The organism is Neptuniibacter sp. QD34_54 (genome assembly GCF_047778055.1).
In the GTDB taxonomy this organism is placed as follows: Bacteria; Pseudomonadota; Gammaproteobacteria; order Pseudomonadales; family Balneatricaceae; genus Neptuniibacter.
Genome location: NZ_CP180546.1, coordinates 3,332,112 through 3,348,673, shown reverse-complemented (window position 1 = coordinate 3,348,673; position 16,562 = coordinate 3,332,112). Strand labels below are relative to the sequence as shown.

17 protein-coding genes are annotated in these 16,562 nt (G+C 46.3%); 4 read left to right on the top strand and 13 right to left on the bottom strand.

The features are described 5' to 3' along the window. Nucleotides 1-3 precede the first annotated feature (3 nt). From ACMXYP_RS15305 to leuS, 4 genes are all read right to left on the bottom strand, one after another. Entirely contained in the window at nucleotides 4-255 is a 252-nt protein-coding gene (locus tag ACMXYP_RS15305; RefSeq protein WP_415882498.1) for a c-type cytochrome, read from the bottom strand. Nucleotides 256-409: 154 nt separating this feature from the next. Next, nucleotides 410-1,432 carry a DNA polymerase III subunit delta gene (holA, locus tag ACMXYP_RS15300; RefSeq protein WP_415882497.1) on the bottom strand — a complete coding sequence of 341 codons (1,023 nt, stop codon included), beginning with the start codon at nucleotides 1,430-1,432 and terminating at the stop codon, nucleotides 410-412. 6 nt (nucleotides 1,433-1,438) lie between these two features. Continuing rightward, nucleotides 1,439-1,948 carry an LPS assembly lipoprotein LptE gene (gene lptE, locus ACMXYP_RS15295; RefSeq protein ID WP_415882496.1) on the bottom strand — a complete coding sequence of 170 codons (510 nt, stop codon included), beginning with the start codon at nucleotides 1,946-1,948 and terminating at the stop codon, nucleotides 1,439-1,441. Between the two features lie 24 nt (nucleotides 1,949-1,972). Further along, complete coding sequence (leuS, locus tag ACMXYP_RS15290) at nucleotides 1,973-4,564, bottom strand: leucine--tRNA ligase (protein WP_415882495.1); 2,592 nt, start codon at nucleotides 4,562-4,564, stop codon at nucleotides 1,973-1,975. Between the two features lie 136 nt (nucleotides 4,565-4,700). On the opposite strand from leuS, the gene ACMXYP_RS15285 reads away from it, so the two are divergent. After that, complete coding sequence (locus ACMXYP_RS15285; RefSeq protein ID WP_415882494.1) at nucleotides 4,701-5,231, top strand: zinc ribbon-containing protein; 531 nt, start codon at nucleotides 4,701-4,703, stop codon at nucleotides 5,229-5,231. A gap of 9 nt (nucleotides 5,232-5,240) precedes the next feature. Here ACMXYP_RS15285 and lnt read toward each other — a convergent pair whose 3' ends face one another. From lnt to miaB, 5 genes are read right to left on the bottom strand one after another with little or no spacing between them, the layout of a single operon-like run. Further along, complete coding sequence (gene lnt, locus ACMXYP_RS15280; RefSeq protein WP_415882493.1) at nucleotides 5,241-6,737, bottom strand: apolipoprotein N-acyltransferase; 1,497 nt, start codon at nucleotides 6,735-6,737, stop codon at nucleotides 5,241-5,243. 5 nt (nucleotides 6,738-6,742) lie between these two features. Beyond that, nucleotides 6,743-7,579: an HlyC/CorC family transporter gene (locus ACMXYP_RS15275; protein ID WP_415882492.1), complete on the bottom strand. Its 837-nt coding sequence runs from the start codon at nucleotides 7,577-7,579 to the stop codon at nucleotides 6,743-6,745. Nucleotides 7,580-7,601: 22 nt separating this feature from the next. Continuing rightward, entirely contained in the window at nucleotides 7,602-8,057 is a 456-nt protein-coding gene (ybeY, locus tag ACMXYP_RS15270; protein ID WP_415882491.1) for an rRNA maturation RNase YbeY, read from the bottom strand. Continuing rightward, nucleotides 8,054-9,046: a PhoH family protein gene (locus tag ACMXYP_RS15265; protein ID WP_415882490.1), complete on the bottom strand. Its 993-nt coding sequence runs from the start codon at nucleotides 9,044-9,046 to the stop codon at nucleotides 8,054-8,056. Before ACMXYP_RS15265 ends, ybeY begins: the two co-directional genes overlap by 4 nt. Nucleotides 9,047-9,050: 4 nt before the next feature. Further along, complete coding sequence (gene miaB / locus ACMXYP_RS15260) at nucleotides 9,051-10,415, bottom strand: tRNA (N6-isopentenyl adenosine(37)-C2)-methylthiotransferase MiaB (RefSeq protein ID WP_415882489.1); 1,365 nt, start codon at nucleotides 10,413-10,415, stop codon at nucleotides 9,051-9,053. Between the two features lie 320 nt (nucleotides 10,416-10,735). On the opposite strand from miaB, the gene ACMXYP_RS15255 reads away from it, so the two are divergent. From ACMXYP_RS15255 to ACMXYP_RS15245, 3 genes are all read left to right on the top strand, one after another. After that, nucleotides 10,736-11,533 (top strand): formate/nitrite transporter family protein, encoded by a 798-nt coding sequence (locus tag ACMXYP_RS15255; protein WP_415882488.1) that lies wholly within the window; start codon nucleotides 10,736-10,738, stop codon nucleotides 11,531-11,533. A 204-nt stretch (nucleotides 11,534-11,737) separates the two neighbouring features. Further along, nucleotides 11,738-13,405 carry a SulP family inorganic anion transporter gene (locus tag ACMXYP_RS15250; protein ID WP_415882487.1) on the top strand — a complete coding sequence of 556 codons (1,668 nt, stop codon included), beginning with the start codon at nucleotides 11,738-11,740 and terminating at the stop codon, nucleotides 13,403-13,405. Between the two features lie 53 nt (nucleotides 13,406-13,458). Then, on the top strand, nucleotides 13,459-13,785 hold the full coding sequence (locus ACMXYP_RS15245; RefSeq protein WP_415882486.1) for a DUF1820 family protein: 327 nt from the start codon (nucleotides 13,459-13,461) through the stop codon (nucleotides 13,783-13,785). A gap of 44 nt (nucleotides 13,786-13,829) precedes the next feature. Here the strand turns inward: ACMXYP_RS15245 and ACMXYP_RS15240 are convergent, their stop codons facing one another. The 4 genes from ACMXYP_RS15240 to ACMXYP_RS15225 are packed head-to-tail and all read right to left on the bottom strand — an operon-like array spanning nucleotide 13,830 to nucleotide 16,559. Continuing rightward, nucleotides 13,830-14,795 (bottom strand): 2Fe-2S iron-sulfur cluster-binding protein, encoded by a 966-nt coding sequence (locus tag ACMXYP_RS15240; RefSeq protein ID WP_415882485.1) that lies wholly within the window; start codon nucleotides 14,793-14,795, stop codon nucleotides 13,830-13,832. 11 nt (nucleotides 14,796-14,806) lie between these two features. Beyond that, entirely contained in the window at nucleotides 14,807-15,607 is an 801-nt protein-coding gene (locus tag ACMXYP_RS15235; RefSeq protein WP_415882484.1) for a group I truncated hemoglobin, read from the bottom strand. A 10-nt stretch (nucleotides 15,608-15,617) separates the two neighbouring features. Further along, nucleotides 15,618-15,953: a c-type cytochrome gene (locus tag ACMXYP_RS15230; RefSeq protein WP_415882483.1), complete on the bottom strand. Its 336-nt coding sequence runs from the start codon at nucleotides 15,951-15,953 to the stop codon at nucleotides 15,618-15,620. A 24-nt stretch (nucleotides 15,954-15,977) separates the two neighbouring features. Then, nucleotides 15,978-16,559: a DUF3365 domain-containing protein gene (locus tag ACMXYP_RS15225; RefSeq protein ID WP_415882482.1), complete on the bottom strand. Its 582-nt coding sequence runs from the start codon at nucleotides 16,557-16,559 to the stop codon at nucleotides 15,978-15,980. Nucleotides 16,560-16,562: the final 3 nt, after the last annotated feature.

Sequence of the window (16,562 nt, the reverse complement as noted above, 5' to 3'; positions counted from 1 at the left end):
CGCTTACTTAGCTGTCATATGTGAATGCTGAAGTTTAACTACATATTGAGCTACAGCATCTGCTTGTTTTTCTGAAAGCTGATCAAAAACCGGCATGCTGTGTTTTTCTTTGTTGTAGCCGTATTTGATCATCAAAATAATCTTATACGCTTCCATCGGTTCCTTTCCAGCAAACTTTTCCATATATGCGCCGGGGCCATGCTTGGTATGGCACTCTTTGCAGTAGTAACCATATAGATCCTCTCCAGATTTCATTCGTTCCGGTGGGATCTCTCTATCACAGCCACTTAATATCAGCGCTGTAGTACATAATAGACTTAAGGCGAGTGGACGCATGGTTATCTATCTCATTGATATATAACCGCATCATAGCTGATGAGGCGTGGTGAAACTAGCAGTTCTTGAGTGCTTAATTAGGAAGTGCGAGTGCTTGCCCAGAAAGAGTTAGCGAGATTGAAGTCAGCAATAGCCAAGCGTCGCCAACAGCCATGCCCTTAACGATTTTATCTACTTCGGCACATTGCTGTAGAGCTTGGTTGATCTGAGCTCCACTAATACGTTGTGAGGCTTTACGGGCTAAGGGTTTACGTTTACCCCAGATGCGTTCCCGTTGGCATACTGCATCGAAGGATTGGCCATTGTTTTGTGCTTGTTGGATCGCTGCTAGGGAGCGAAGCTCTTTGGATAGGGCCCAAAGCACGACTGGAGGTTCAGTACCATCTTGTCGTAAAACTTGCAGAATCTTGCAGCAACGAGAGGCTTGGCCTTGTAGGGCTGCGTCAGAAAGGCCGTAGATATCATAGCGGGAGCTATCAGATACTGCGTTGATGACATCGTCGGCGGTAACAACTTGGTTAGGGAACAACAGACTGAGTTTGCTTAGTTCCTGTTTAGCTGCCAATAGGTTGCCTTCAATGCGATCACAAAGCAGCTGAATCGCCTCATCATCTAGTTTTAGCTCGATCTGTGCTGCGCGCTGACGAATCCAGTTGGGTAGTTGCTCAGCTTCTACGGGCCATACTTCAACTATTACCCCTGTGCTATCGATCGCTTTAAACCAAGCGCTCTTTTTAGCGGTGCCATCGAGTTTATCGGCAATGATAAACAGGATGTTATCCGGTGCAGGATTATTGAGGTATTCGCGTAGGATCTCGCTGGATTTCTTATTGAGCTTGCTGCCACCAAGGCGTAGCTCGATAATCTTCTTTTCCGCAAAAAGGGAAAGCGCATTGGCACATTCCAGTAGGTATTCCCAGCTGAAACTGCCATCAACATGGAGGACTTCGCGCTCGCTAAAGCCCTGTTGTTGCAGATGGTGACGAAGAAGATCGCTACTCTCTTCCGAGAGTAGGGGCTCATCACCGGTAATCAGATAGACCGGTGATAACCCTTTTTTTAGGTGACCGCTAAGTTGTTCTGGGCGCAGTTTCATACAGGCTTATTGAGCGTTGTTGCTGGCCAGATAGCGGCGAAGAATCGATTGCGCAACGGAGTTATACAACTCTCGGCGTAATAGCTCTTCTTGTTCTGAGCTCGCTGCAGCGGCGTTTTTATCGTAGGTATAAATACGCTCACGCTGGATCTTAATATCAGAAGTTACAGGTGTACCCTGTTGGTCTGCTACTAACATCACAACTTCTACAGATAGCTCATATTCATCCACATCGGCACTGCTACTGATGGTCGCGGCGCGACGTTTGTAGCGATGATTGCTTAGTTGGATTTGATAAGGGGCACCAGAGACTTCTTTGATGCCGTTGAACTTCATGTTCTGGCGTAAGTGCTTGAGCAGCTCACCACTGGCATTGCCTTTTATAATCGTTACTTGCTGCTTGTCTGCAGATACTTCTTGAGCGCCACGCAGCTGAAAGCCGCATGCGCTCATGAAGCCACACACAGTGAGCAACAGAATGATTTTTCCAGTCAATGATTGCCATTGTTTGATCATGATCTGCTCCTTAGTCCGTACTAGTTAACCAACTACAATGTTCACTAGACGGCCAGGTACAACAATCTTCTTACGGATTGTCTTATCTGCCATGTGCTTTTGAACATTTTCGTCAGCTAGTGCTGTGTGAAGGACAACATCTTCATCTGCATCTGCAGCAACGTTGATCTTCGCACGAACTTTACCATTAACCTGAACAACCAGTTGAATGGTGTCTTGAACTAGTGCGCTCTCGTCAACCTGTGGCCAAGCCGCTGTTAGGGCGTCGCCTTCATTGCCTAGTTCGATCCAAAGCTGGTGGCTGATATGCGGAACGATTGGGCCTAGTAGCAATACTGCTGCTTCTAGTGCTTCTTGCATTACCGCACGGCCTTGTTCGCTGATATCAACAAACTTAGCGATTGTATTCGACAGTTCCATTACAGCTGCGATTGCTGTGTTGAATGTCTGGCGGCGTTCCATATCGTCAGATACTTTCTGAATCGTGGAGTGAACCTTTAGACGCAGCTCTTTCTGAACGTCAGTTAGGCTGTCTTTGTCGATAGCAGTAGTAGAACCACCCACTTTTAGATGATCGTGAACTTGTTTCCATAGACGTTTTAGGAAACGGTGCGCACCTTCAACACCTGTATCAGACCACTCTAGAGATTGTTCTGGTGGTGCAGCGAACATCATAAATAGGCGAACTGTATCCGCGCCGTACTTATCGATCATTACTTGTGGGTCGATGCCGTTGTTCTTGGACTTAGACATCTTAGACATACCGTCATGCTGAAGCGCCTGACCAGTAGAGCGATGAGCTGCGCTAACTACGCGGCCTTTCTCATCAGTTTTGATATCAACATCTGATGGAGATACCCAAACCTGACCACCGTTCTCATCTTCATGGAAGAAGCTGTCAGCCAATACCATGCCTTGGCAAAGTAGGCGTTTGAATGGCTCATCACTATCAACCAAACCTTCATCACGCATCAACTTGTGGAAGAAGCGTGAGTAAAGTAGATGAAGAATCGCGTGTTCAATACCACCGATATACTGATCTACTGGAAGCCAGTAGTTCGCTTTTTCAGGCTCAAGCATGGCATTTTCGCTGCTACGAGAAGCATAACGCGCGTAGTACCAAGAAGATTCCATGAAAGTATCGAATGTATCGGTTTCACGTTCAGCAGCACCACCGCATTTAGGGCAGGTTGTGTTGATGAAGCTTTCCATCTTTTTGATTGGAGAGCCGCTACCATCAAACTCAACTTCTGTAGGTAGTACAACTGGAAGCTGATCTTCTGGAACAGGCACTGCACCACAGCTCTTACAGTTGATGACAGGGATTGGAGCACCCCAATAACGCTGACGAGATACACCCCAGTCACGTAGACGGAAGTTAACCGTAACTTTACCTTTGCCTTTCGCTTCTAGGTCGGATGCGATTGCTTTAAAGGCAACGTCGAATTCAAGATCGTCGTAAGCGCCAGAGTTAACCAAAGCGCCTTTTTCTGTGTACGCTTCTACGCTTAGATCAACGTCTGCATCGTCTAGTGGGCGGATAACTTGTTTGATATCCAAACCGTACGTGGTCGCAAATTCCCAATCGCGCTGATCGTGGCCCGGTACAGACATAACTGCGCCAGAACCGTAATCCATCAATACAAAGTTAGCAGTCCAAACAGGTACTTCTTCACCTGTTAGTGGGTGAGTGGCAGTGATGCCAAGCGCCATGCCTTTCTTTTCCATTGTTGCCATGTCTGCTTCGGCAACTTTTACGTTTTTGCACTCTTCAACAAATGCCGCAAGTTCTGGATTATTTGCCGCAGCTTTAAGTGCCAGTGGGTGTTGAGCTGCAACGGCAACGTAAGTCACACCCATTAGTGTGTCAGGACGTGTTGTGAAGACTTCTAGCTCACCGTAACCGTCAACGTCGAACATTAGCTCAACGCCTTCAGAGCGGCCGATCCAGTTCTTCTGCATTGTACGAACCTGCTCTGGCCATTGATCTAGTTTGTCTAGATCTTCCAGCAGCTGGTCTGCGTAATCTGTGATTTTAAGGAACCACTGAGGGATCTTCTTACGCTCAACTAACGCACCTGAGCGCCAGCCGCGACCATCGATCACCTGCTCGTTGGCAAGGACTGTTTGGTCAACAGGATCCCAGTTTACTTCAGCTTCTTTCTTGTAAACTAAGCCTTTGTCCATCAACTTAGTGAAGAACCATTGCTCCCAACGGTAGTACTCTGGGTGGCACGTTGCTAGTTCACGGTTCCAGTCGTAACCAAAGCCCATCTGCTGTAGCTGGTTACGCATGTAATCGATGTTTTCATAGGTCCATTTTGCTGGCGCAACGTTGTTTTTCATTGCTGCGTTTTCTGCAGGAAGACCGAAAGCGTCCCAACCCATTGGTTGAAGTACGTTTTTACCCTGCATGCGCTGGTAACGGGAAACTACATCACCAATGGTGTAGTTACGAACATGGCCCATGTGGAGACGTCCACTTGGGTAAGGGAACATAGACAGGCAGTAGAATTTTTCTTTCTGCAGATCTTCTTCACATTTGAAGCTGTCGTTATCTTGCCAGTGTTTCTGGATGGCTTGTTCAATCTTCTGAGGGCGATATTGTTCGTTCATGTTCGTGAATCGTTATGCCTATGATGAAAAACCGGCATCCAATTGACGCCGGTTAATAAAAGTTTGCTAATTGGGGCATAGCATACAATATATACAAGAGGGCAAACAGCATTTCTGCTAAAAACGAGGTGGTTTTATGGGCGCGGATAGCGATAAGAAAACGAAACTGGCTTCAGCTGACTATGACAGAGTGCTTCTGCGGCTAACAAAGGATCTGAAAACGTCGGAAGCTAAGTCTTGGGATCTATTGCAGGAGAAGATCCATGATGCTGTGGAATTAGAGTTAGCGGCAGAGGATATGACTCGGGATGAGATGGATCTGCTTAAGGCTTACTTAGCTCGAGATCTTAAAACATTGGGCTACTATGCTCATGAAACAGGTGCGGGGATTGCTGCATGGCTGAAATTTGATTTGAATGCGTTAGAGCATACGTTTGCTGAGCAGCTCAAGTTGATAGCAGATCAAACCCGTATCGGGCAAGAGATGTTACGAGAGCGTTTAGACCATGATGAGGATCAGTACATTGCTGGTGAGTTGGCTACAGTAGGGACGTTGCAGTGTTTAAGTTGTTCAACTCAGTTTGTTTTAAAGAAAACAGAAAAAATTGAGCCTTGTCAGGCCTGTGGAAAAACGTTCTTTAAGCGTGTTTCTCAACCTTGGCCATAATGGATAGTTTTAACTGAAATCGGGGTAGGGATTGTCTCGCAGGGCTAGCTGATGACGCCCTAGCCCGAACAGAGTAAACAGTCCTGCTAAGACTAGGATCGGTAGTGATCCAAACTCCTGAAAAGGCGTCATACCTTGCATGCTAAAAACTTGTGTTCGTAAAACGCCTGCTTGGAACTGTGGGAGTTGTTCTACGATCTGCCCTTGTGGATCGATAATGCCGGTTAGGCCATTATTGGTTCCTCGGATCAGCCAGCGACCATTTTCTACCGCTCTTACTCGGGCAATCTGCATATGTTGAGCCGGTGCGATGGACGCGCCAAACCAGGTATCGTTAGACACAGTAAGCAATATGTCTGCATTTAATGAGTTCTTTCTAACCAGTTCTGGATAGGCAATTTCGTAGCAGATTGCGGCGCTAATCTTGTGGTTGGCGACTGTTAGCAGTGGTTGTTCCCCTTGCGGAAGAGAAAAACTCGACATTGGCAGATTGAAGAAGTCGAGTAACCCTCTGATCTGCGTTTCCATAGGTACATATTCACCAAAGGGAACGAGTCTCTGTTTGTGATAGATGCCGCTATCTGTGGTAAGAATCGCTAAACTATTATGCACGCGATAACCTTTAGGATGATCATTGTCTCTTGTGGTACTGGGTAAACCGCTGATCAATGAGGTGCCGTTGCTGTCTAAATCGCTCAGCAATTCAGCCAAAGGTGTTGCTGCATGCTGGAACAGAGCTGGAATAGCTGTTTCTGGCCATAGCATTAATTCAGTGTCGATATGAGGCTGAGATAGCTTGATATATTTAGCAAAGATCTCAGGGCGATATTCCGGGTTCCATTTAATTTGCTGTGGGATATTAGGTTGAACGATTGCGACTTTGAGGGCGTTATCCGTTGCAGTCGTCCATGGATGCAAAGATAGCATGCTGGCTATCAACGGCAATGGCAGCAATAACAAGGGACGTAGATTGCGACTGCGAATAAATTCGGCTGCAGCAATTGCTGTTGCCAGCATGGCAAAACTTGCTAGCCATACGCCGCCTATAGGTAAAAGATTCTGGAATGGGGTATCTAAAGATGCGTTACCTAAATACAGCCAAGGGAAGCCGGTAAATAACCAGCTACGTAGCCACTCAAATAGTACCCAGCAGCCAATAAAACTCAGAGATTGGAAGCGGGCAGAGAATAGCTTTTTCCAAGCGCACTGTTGTAGTGCAAAGAGAAGGGCTAGGCCTGCCACGAAAAGTGCGGTTAAAGTGAGGGCGATGGGTAAGGGTGTATGACTGTGCTCATGAATGCTCACAAACACCCAAGATGCACCGGTTCCAAAGAAACCTAGACCAAAAAAATAGCCAAGCCAACTGCTTTGCTTTATTGATCGGTTCCGGCTGCATAGATACAAAATGGCCGGAGGCAGTAAGGCTAAATAGGGTGTATCAAATGGTGCTAAGGAGGGGGCAATTAATGCCCCTGCAAGCAAAACGAGTAGCAGTTGCAGAGGCATAGGGATTATCCGTTACGGCTTACCTGTAGTAGGCGGATTCGACGGGTATCAGCAGACAAAATTTTAAACTGGAAGTTTTCGATTTCTACACTTTCATCTTTTTTCGGCATACGACCAAATTTTTGTGTAACGATACCGCCGATAGTATCGAACTCTTCTTCAGAGAAAGTTGTGTCGAAATACTCGTTGAAGTCGTCAACTGGCGTAAGGGCTTTAACAATAAAGGCATTCTTATCGAATGGTTTGATGTTGCCATCATCTTCTTCGCTATCATGCTCATCTTCGATTTCGCCCACGATCTGTTCTAATACATCCTCGATGGTGATTAGACCAGATACGCCACCGTACTCATCCATCACAATCGCCATGTGGTTACGCGTAACACGGAACTCTTTTAGGAGAATATTCAAGCGTTTAGATTCAGGGATGAAAGTCGCAGTGCGCAGCTTGCTTTTAAGATCGAATTGGTCGAGGTTGCCTTCTAGAATTAGTGGAAGAAGGTCTTTTGCGAGTAGAACACCAAGGATTTCATCTGGCGTTTCTCCGATCACTGGGAAGCGAGAATGCGCGCTGGAAATAATAACTGGTAGGAACTCTTTAGGCGTTTGATCCGCTTCCACAACTACCATTTGTGAGCGAGGGATCATTACATCACGAACCTGCATGTCTGATACTTGCATGGCACCTTCCATAATGGTCAGTGCTTCGTTATCTAGCAGATTTTCGTCGGTCGCTTGACGCAAATCGGTTAACAGATCCTCGCGGCTGCGAGGTTCGTCATTAAACGCTTGGGAAAGCTTTTCTAACCAGCCTTTCGGCTGTCCCGATCGATCTTCGCTCATGGTGTGTTGAGTGTCCTGATATTTAGTTACTTTCCAAGTATGGGTCTTTTATATCCATACTGGCGAGAATTTTACGTTCGAGATTTTCCATCTCTTCAGCTTCTTCATCATTTATATGATCGAAACCGATTAGATGCAAGCAGCCATGCACAACCATGTGGGTCCAATGGTCAAACAAAGGCTTTTTTTGCTCCTTTGCTTCTTTAGCAACCACATCGGCACAGATAACAAGATCACCTAGTAGGTGCAGAGGAACGCCTTCAGGCACCTCAAATGGGAAGGAGAGAACGTTCGTTGGTTTATCTTTATCACGATAAGTGCGGTTGAGGGTTTGGCTCTCTTCCGGTGTTACTATGCGGATGCACACTTCACCTTCATCAACCTGACCGGTCAGCGCAGCGGATATCCATTGCTGAAACTGATCTTCTGTCGGTAGATTGCCTTCAATCTCGTACTGAACTTCGCATTCAAAACTCATTTATGAGAATCCTGCTTGCCTTCTTTTTTCTCAAAACGGTCATAAGCACGGACGATGTGCTGAACCAGTGGATGTCGCACGACGTCTTTAGCGGTGAAGTGGGTGAAACCGATATCTTTTACATCGTCTAGCACTTGCATCGCGTGGATCAAACCCGAGCGCGTGCCTTTAGGTAGATCGACCTGAGTGATATCACCGGTAATAACTGCAGTAGAACCAAAACCGATACGTGTCAGGAACATCTTCATCTGTTCGCGCGTCGTGTTCTGGCTTTCATCCAGAATAACGAATGAGTTATTCAGGGTACGGCCACGCATATAGGCCAGAGGCGCAACTTCGATCACGTTACGCTCAATCAATTTGCCTACACGTTCAAATCCTAGCATCTCATACAGCGCGTCATAGAGAGGACGCAGATATGGATCAACTTTTTGGCTTAGATCACCTGGCAGAAAGCCTAGCTTTTCACCGGCTTCAACAGCAGGACGAACCAATAAGATGCGATCTACTTCTTCACGTTCTAAGGCATCAACTGCGCAGGCAACCGCAAGGTAGGTTTTACCTGTGCCCGCCGGGCCAATACCAAAATTGATATCGTGTTGAAGGATTGAGCGTACATAGCCTTGCTGGTTTTCACCGCGAGGGCGGATCAACGCTTTTTTCGTACGGATACTGATATCCGTATCTTTAATCTGTTGATTGCTATTACGCTGTTCCAGACCGCTTTCTTGAATTAGAAGATGGATCTGATCGGGTGAGATACGTTTGTCCTGCTTAGCGTCGTTATAAAGTGCTTCAAGCATTTCGGAAACGAAGGTGATGTTTTCGATATCACCCAGTAGTTGGAAGTGATTACCGTGGTTACGAATCTCAATGCCTAAACGTTTCTCAACCAGTTTGAAGTGCTCGTTGAACGGGCCGCCAAGGTTTGCTAGGAACTCAGCATTTTCAGGTTCTAGTGTGATTTTGATCGATTGTGCAGTGCTCAACAGCTTAGCCCGCCTTCAAGGAAAAATTGTCGTCCAGTTCTGAACAGATTAGCTCACCTACTAAAGAGTTGGCATAAGCTTGAGCAATATTCACATCGGCAAAGTGGCCGATTAGATCTGGGTTATCGCAACGGAAGTTCACAACACGGTTGTTTTCAGTACGACCTGAAAGTAAGCCCGGATCTTTCTTAGAATAACCGTTAACCAAAATACGCTGAGTGGTACCCACCATGCGACGGCTGATCTGCTGAGCATTTTGAATAATGCGGCTTTGCAGAATTTGTAGACGCGCTTTCTTAGTTTCTTCGTCGATATTGTCAGGCAGATCAGATGCCGGTGTGCCCGGACGACGGCTGTAGATAAAGCTATAGCTGTTATCAAAGCCGATATCTTCGATTAGCTTCATTGTCGCTTCGAAATCAGCGTCAGTTTCATTCGGGAAACCGATGATAAAGTCAGAAGAGATCTCGATATCTGGGCGTGCTTTACGGATACGACGGATCTTTGATTTGTACTCAAGCGCAGTGTGACCACGTTTCATGGCCATTAGGATTTTGTCAGAGCCGCTTTGTACCGGTAAGTGAAGGAAGCTCACTAACTCAGGCACATCTTCATAGGCTTCGATCAAGCTGTCAGTGAACTCTACCGGGTGGCTGGTAGTGAAACGAATACGATCAATACCATCAACCTCTGCTACACAACGGATCAATTCTGCTAGATCGGCAGTATCGCCATCATGCGTATCACCACGGTAAGCGTTCACGTTTTGACCGAGTAGGTTAACTTCACGCACGCCTTGCTCAGCAAGCTCAACACATTCAGTAATAACATCGTCTAGAGGGCGGCTTACTTCTTCACCACGTGTATAAGGTACAACGCAGAAAGTGCAGTACTTAGAGCAGCCTTCCATCACAGAAACAAAGGCTTCAGCGCCTTCTACTTTAGGGGCTGGAAGGTGATCGAACTTCTCGATTTCAGGGAAAGAGACATCGACAATGCCTACACCGCCGTTACCGGTTTCAGTAATCATCTCGGGCAAACGATGCAGTGTTTGCGGGCCAAAGATCATATCAACGTAAGGTGCACGTTTTAGAATATTGTCGCCTTCCTGACTAGCTACGCAGCCACCGATACCAATTTTGATATCTGGGTTCTTCGCTTTCAGTTTGCGCCAGCGGCCTAACTGGTGGAATACTTTTTCCTGCGCTTTTTCACGAATCGAACAGGTGTTCAGGAGCAGAACGTCCGCTTCATCAGCGTCCTCAGTTAGCTCAAGATCATGACTTTCCCCCAACAGATCCGCCATACGTGCAGAGTCGTACTCGTTCATCTGACAGCCGTGGGTTTTAATAAATAGCTTCTTCGCCATTGTTCACCTGTATTTTGCGTGTATCAAAGCCCGGCAGGAAAATATGGCCGGGTGCATAAAGGACCGCGCATTATACTTAAGCGGCCAGATAATGAACAGTTTAGTCGAGTTGAAATCGGCTCATTTTCTCAGTTGATATGGTTGCAAAAGCCTTGGTTTTAAAAGGGGTTTTAGAGATCCGAGTTGAGCTATGGGTATTTGGTACTGGTATTTAGTCACTTGGTGCATATAGGGGGACTCATTAGACTTTAGTTTTGGTAAGATTGCCTTCCATTTTTATATTTATTTACATGTTAAGTAATTTTTAAGGGAAGGCGTTTATGGCGTATTTGGAGCCGCGTGAATTTGTTACCAAGATGGTCGATGCAGGCGAACAAAAGATCTTTATGACCACCAGGGATACTTATATCCGTTCATTGATGGCTGGTGCTATTTTGTCCTTGGCTGCCTTCTTTGCCATTGCGGTGATTACCAATACAGGGAATTTGTTAATCGGTGCAATTCTGTTTCCCGTCGGTTTTATCATGCTAAACCTGATGAAATTTGATCTTCTCACCGGAGCATTTACCTTAGTACCTCTTGCTGTGATTGATAAACGCCCAGGCTGCACCATTAAGAAGTTATTACGTAACTGGTGGTTAGTCTTTTTGGGTAACCTTTCTGGCGCCGCTATCGTCGCTTTTTTTGCTTCCTTTATTCTGACTTATGGTTATCAAACTGATGGTGGCGCAATTGCGGAAAAAGTCAGTTGGATTGGTGAGTCCCGTACCCTTGGCTATCAAGAACAAGGGATTTGGGGATGGATGACTATTTTTATCCGCGGCATGTTGTGTAACTGGATGGTTTCCATGGGTGTGGTTGGTGCGCTGATCTCAACATCTGCCAGCAGTAAAATGGCCGCAATGTGGATGCCGATCATGCTGTTCTTCTACATGGCGTTTGAGCACTCCGTTGTGAATATGTTCCTGTTCCCATTTGCGATGATTATGGGTGGCGACTTCACGTTGGTGGATTACTTAGTGTGGAATGAAATTCCTACGGTGTTGGGTAACTTGGTTGGTGGCTTCTTGTTGGTAGGTTTGCCTCTGTACCTAACCCACGTGAAAACTGGCAAGTAATAGTCTTTGGTTAATTAGGAGTGGCTTATTTTTGTGCGGATTTTATTCAACTAAGCTGAATAAAATCCAAGACTACTCCTAGTTTTATCGTAGAAAGGTTTTTATGAGGAATATTTAGTCGAGTTGGATCAGATAAACCTTGCTCGCTTGCGCTCGACTAGTAAAATTACAGCCTGGATTCCTGTACACAAAGAGAAAAGTTAGATGCTTGCGCTGAATACGCTGAGTAAGAAGAACCTTCGCGGCGATATGTTAGGTGGTTTGACAGCTGCGGTTGTCTCGTTACCCCTTGCTTTAACCTTCGGTGTGGCGTCAGGTGCGGGTGCAGAAGCGGGTCTTTATGGCGCAATTCTAATCGGTTTATTTGCCTCTCTCTTTGGTGGTACTTCTACTCTTATTTCTGAGCCTACCGGTCCAATGACAGTAGTTATGACTGCTGTTGTGAGTACGCTGATTGCTACCCATCCCGAAAAAGGTCTCGCCATGGCCTTTACTGTCGTCATGATGGCGGGGTGTTTCCAGATAATATTTGGCTTCCTCAAACTGGGGAAGTACATCACTTTAATGCCTTACTCGGTGGTTTCCGGCTTTATGTCCGGGATAGGCGTTATCCTGATTCTCATGCAATTGGCCCCCGCGCTGGGTCAAACTGCGCCTGCTGGTGGGGTTGTGGGGACATTGTCGAATCTCCCAGAGCTGGTTATGAATATCCAGTTGGGCGAATTTTTACTGTTCGTAGTGACCTTGCAGCTGCTTTTCTTTACGCCTGAAAAACTTAAAAAGTATCTGCCACCTCAGTTAATAGCGCTGGTGTGTGTAAGTATTCTGTCGGTGCTTGTTTTTGATTTTGAGCAGATTCAGCGTATCGGTGAGATCGATGCATCACTACCTTCTCTGGTGATACCTCACTTCACTCACGCCGAGCTAAGTATCATGCTGGTGGAAGCGATGGTGTTGGGCATGTTGGGTTGTATCGATTCTATGCTGACATCGGTTATCGCTGATAACTTGACTCGAACTGAGCACAACTCTAACAAAGAATTAGTAGGCCAAGGCTTAGGTAATATCATGTCTGGTCTCTTCGGTGGCCTGCCGGGTGCGGGTGCTACTATGGGTACCGTGGTCAATATCCAGTCGGGGGGGCGGACCGCGCTTTCCGGTGTTATTAGGGTAGTCGCCTTGGCCATAGCGGTGTTTGGCGCCGCCTCCTTGATCGAGAATATCCCGCTTGCTGTATTGGCAGCGATTGCGGTGAAAGTGGGGATGGATATCCTAGATTGGTCGTTTATCAAACGTGCCCACAAAGTCTCTCGTCACAGCACATTGATTATGTACACCGTACTGCTACTGACGGTTTTTGTAGATCTGATTGTAGCTGTAGGTATCGGTGTATTTGTAGCCAATATCATCATTATCCAGAAACTCTCTATGGTTGAAGCGCAGAAGGTGCGGGCCATGTCGGATGTGGATGATGAGATCCCACTGGATGAAGAGCAGAAGACCCTTCTGAATAAGGCGGACGGCCGGGTACTTCTCTTCTATTTGTCCGGTGCAATGATCTTTGGTGTTTCCAAGGCAATAGCGCGTGAACGTCAGGATATTGAAAGACACGAAGCGGTTATTTTTGATTTGAGTGATGTCTCTTTCTTGGATGACACTATGGCACTGTCGATCGAAAACGTAGTTTTTGAGGCTCTAGATTTAGGTAAGCATGTATCGATTATTACCCGATCAAAAGAAGCTCAGGATAAATTGCTCAAACTAGGATTAGAGTCCCGTATCAGCAGTAAGGATTTTGCTAGCACTCGTACGGAAGCTTTGGAACGAGCTGTTCAGTATCTTGATGAATCACAAGTTTATGCCGGTGCGTAGTCCAAGCGCCGTGGCTTGTAATGAGTGAATAGCAACCTAGGTTTGCGGAACAGATGGCTAAGAATAACGATCGAATCTATAAAGTGATTTTTGTAAATCAGGATCAAGTTTTTGAACTCTATGCGAAGCATGTTTATCAAAGCGACATGTGGGGGTTTTTAGAGATTGAAGAGTTGGTCTTTGGGAATCGCTCTGAACTCGTTATCGACCCAGGTGAAGAGAAACTCAAAACTGAATTTAGTGGTGTGAAGCGCTCTTATATTCCTTCCCATGCGATTGTTCGCATCGACGAGGTGGAGAACGAAGGCGTTGCTAAAGTTTCTGAGGCAAAAGGTACTATCGCGGCATTTCCGATAAGCCCTGCACCGCAAAAGAATTAAAAAAGCCGGCAGTGCCGGCTTGTGGAGTTAGGCTAGCAAGTTACCTAACTCGAGGGAGTGAACAGGTCGCAGTAGATATCCTGCATATTGGCGCCAGCCAAAAATGTTTGTTTACGTAATGTTTTGACGCGATCTTCAGAACCACAGAAATAAGCTCGGTAGCCCTTGGTATTTGGTACCCTGTTTTTGACTACGGCATTGAGATCACCGATTTCGCAACTGTCTGGTTCTGATCTAGTTTCTTCGATCACAACGGGATAATAAGTGAGGTTTTCGTAGTGCTCACTCAACGCTTTTAACTCTTCGACTAGGTACAAGCCTGCGCTATTTTTAGCGCCAGCGAATAAGCTGATTGGGCCGGTATGACCCTGTTGTAAGGCATCTCTGACAATGCCATAAAGAGGGGCTAGCCCAGTACCGGTACCCGCCATAAGGATCGGTTGGTTGAGATCTGTTTTGGTATAAAAACAGTCGCCAAATGGCCCTTGTAGCTCAATGCTTTCACCCAGTAAAAATTCATTGAGTGCCCATTGGCTAAACTGCCCATTTTTAAAAATACGTAGCTGTAGTTCTATATGGTCATCGAGGTTTTTTACGCTGGCGATTGAGTAAGATCGGCTCAATCCATCATGACGAACTAAATTGATATACTGTCCTGCTAAGTAATCGATATCTGCTTTTAGTTTGAGTTGCAGAACGGAGTCCGTTAGTTGCTGCTTACTGATTAAGATCCCTTCGGTTGAGGATACTTGCGCATTCCGTTGAACGCTCATTGCAGTAGTTGGCTGACAGCGACAAGCCAGAAAGTAGCCCTGTTGTTTTTGAGTCTCTTTAAGACCTTTTTGAGCATCAGCTGGTGGCGTACCTTCTGTTGCTTGGAGCATGCAGCACTGGCAAGCGCCAGCACGACATGAATTGGGAATGTCGTGACCAGCATCCAATAAGGCTTCTAAAAGGTTAGAGCCTTCTTTGACCGTAATATCAGCCTCTTCAAATCTGACGCTTACCATGTTGTGACTCCTTAGCGATTAAGCACATCGTCTTTAACGCTGCCGGCAATACCTGCAATTTCGCCGATATCACTGTCACTCACGCCGAGTTCAGTCAGCGTCGCGGCTAGGTTTTCAACGACCGCATCAAAATGGGTTTCGTTAAGTCCTTTAAGGTGTTTGTGCCCTTCACGCATATCTTGTCCGGTGTAGTTGTGTGGGCCGCCGAAGACCATAGTTAAGAAGGCTTTTTGCTTGGCTGCTTGGCCATCCATATCTACATCATCGAAGTAGTGGCTGATACGGTTATCAGCAAGCACTTTGCGGTAAAAAATATCGACGGCAGCATCTACCGCTGCTTCGCCACCAATTCGCTCGTATAAACTCATCTCTTTTTCCTCTTGGACCTTCTCGCCTTCTTTAGGGCGATTAAGAACATCATCCCTTACACTTTCCGCGATACCTGCAATTTCGCCGATATCTTCACTGCCAACACCCAGTTCAGTTAGGGTCGCGGCTAGGTTTTCAACGACCGCATCAAAGTGGCTATCGTTTAGCCCTTTGAGGTGTTTATGACCTTCGCGCATATCCATGCCGGTGTAGTTGTGGGGGCCACCAAAAACCATGGTTAGAAAGGCTTTTTGTTTTGCGGCTTGACCTTCCATATCAACATCATCGAAGTAGTGGCTGATGCGGTCATCTACCAACACTTTGCGATAAAAAATATCCACAGCAGCATCTACCGCTGTTTCGCCGCCTAGTCGTTCATAAAGGGAGGCTGGGCACTTAGCCCCGCCGAAAATTGATTTCAATTTGCTGAAGAAACAACCCATGTTAGATCCCTCATTCTTTGATTTGTGAAAGCATGTAGCCAACTGCTAAGCTGATCTCTTCGTCAGAAAGATCTGTAAAACCACCTTTAGCTGGCATCAGGCCAATACCATTAATGGCATGTTCGACCAGAACGGCCTTGCCCTGAGTCGCGCGCGTTTTCCACATCTTTTTATTGCCAACGATAGGAGCGCCGTTGATGCTTTGTGCATGACACGCAAAGCATCGGCCCTCTACGATCTCTTTCCCTTGTTGCAATTCGGGAGACAGAGAAGCAGTCTTTGTTGTCTCGCTTGAATCACATCCTGTGGCGATAAAAGACACTAGGATTAGTGTGAATAGCGACATCAGAGCACCGTTAAACATGGGTGATTACTCGCCTAGAGGTACACGAATAACGACACCACCCATAACATCACCGAGTTTAAAGTCTGTTTTAGGGCTATCTTTATGACCGTTGTGGCAGCTCACGCAGGCTTTTACAGAAGCAACATCCGCGTAAACCGCAGTGAAGTAGTCTTTGCCACCTAATGTTTCTGTTCCGTAGAAATTTTTACCTAGGTTTTTGGCAACGTACTCAAGGCCTTCTTTCTCCATGTCAGTACGTGGGGCGTTTTGTGAATTGATTGGCCAAATTGACTGGAGGGAATATGTGAAGTCATCCGTTACTTCAGATACAGATTCATAACCTAAACGGAACATCTGCGCTGGAAGTGGTACACCGTTATCTACATCTTTCCAGTGCTCAACTGGCATAACGGCATCAGCTCCTTTAGGGCCAAGACGACCAACAATGTATTTTGTGTAGTTAGTACGGTCAGCATTCATTACTGCGAAGAGTGCGTCAGTGTGTTTGCTTGGATCGATACCAACCGCTTTCTCTTCTTCCTGACAGCCTGTGATTGCTAGTGCAGTTGCCGCTATTGCAGTGGCTAAAGTTACTTTTTTCAGCATAGT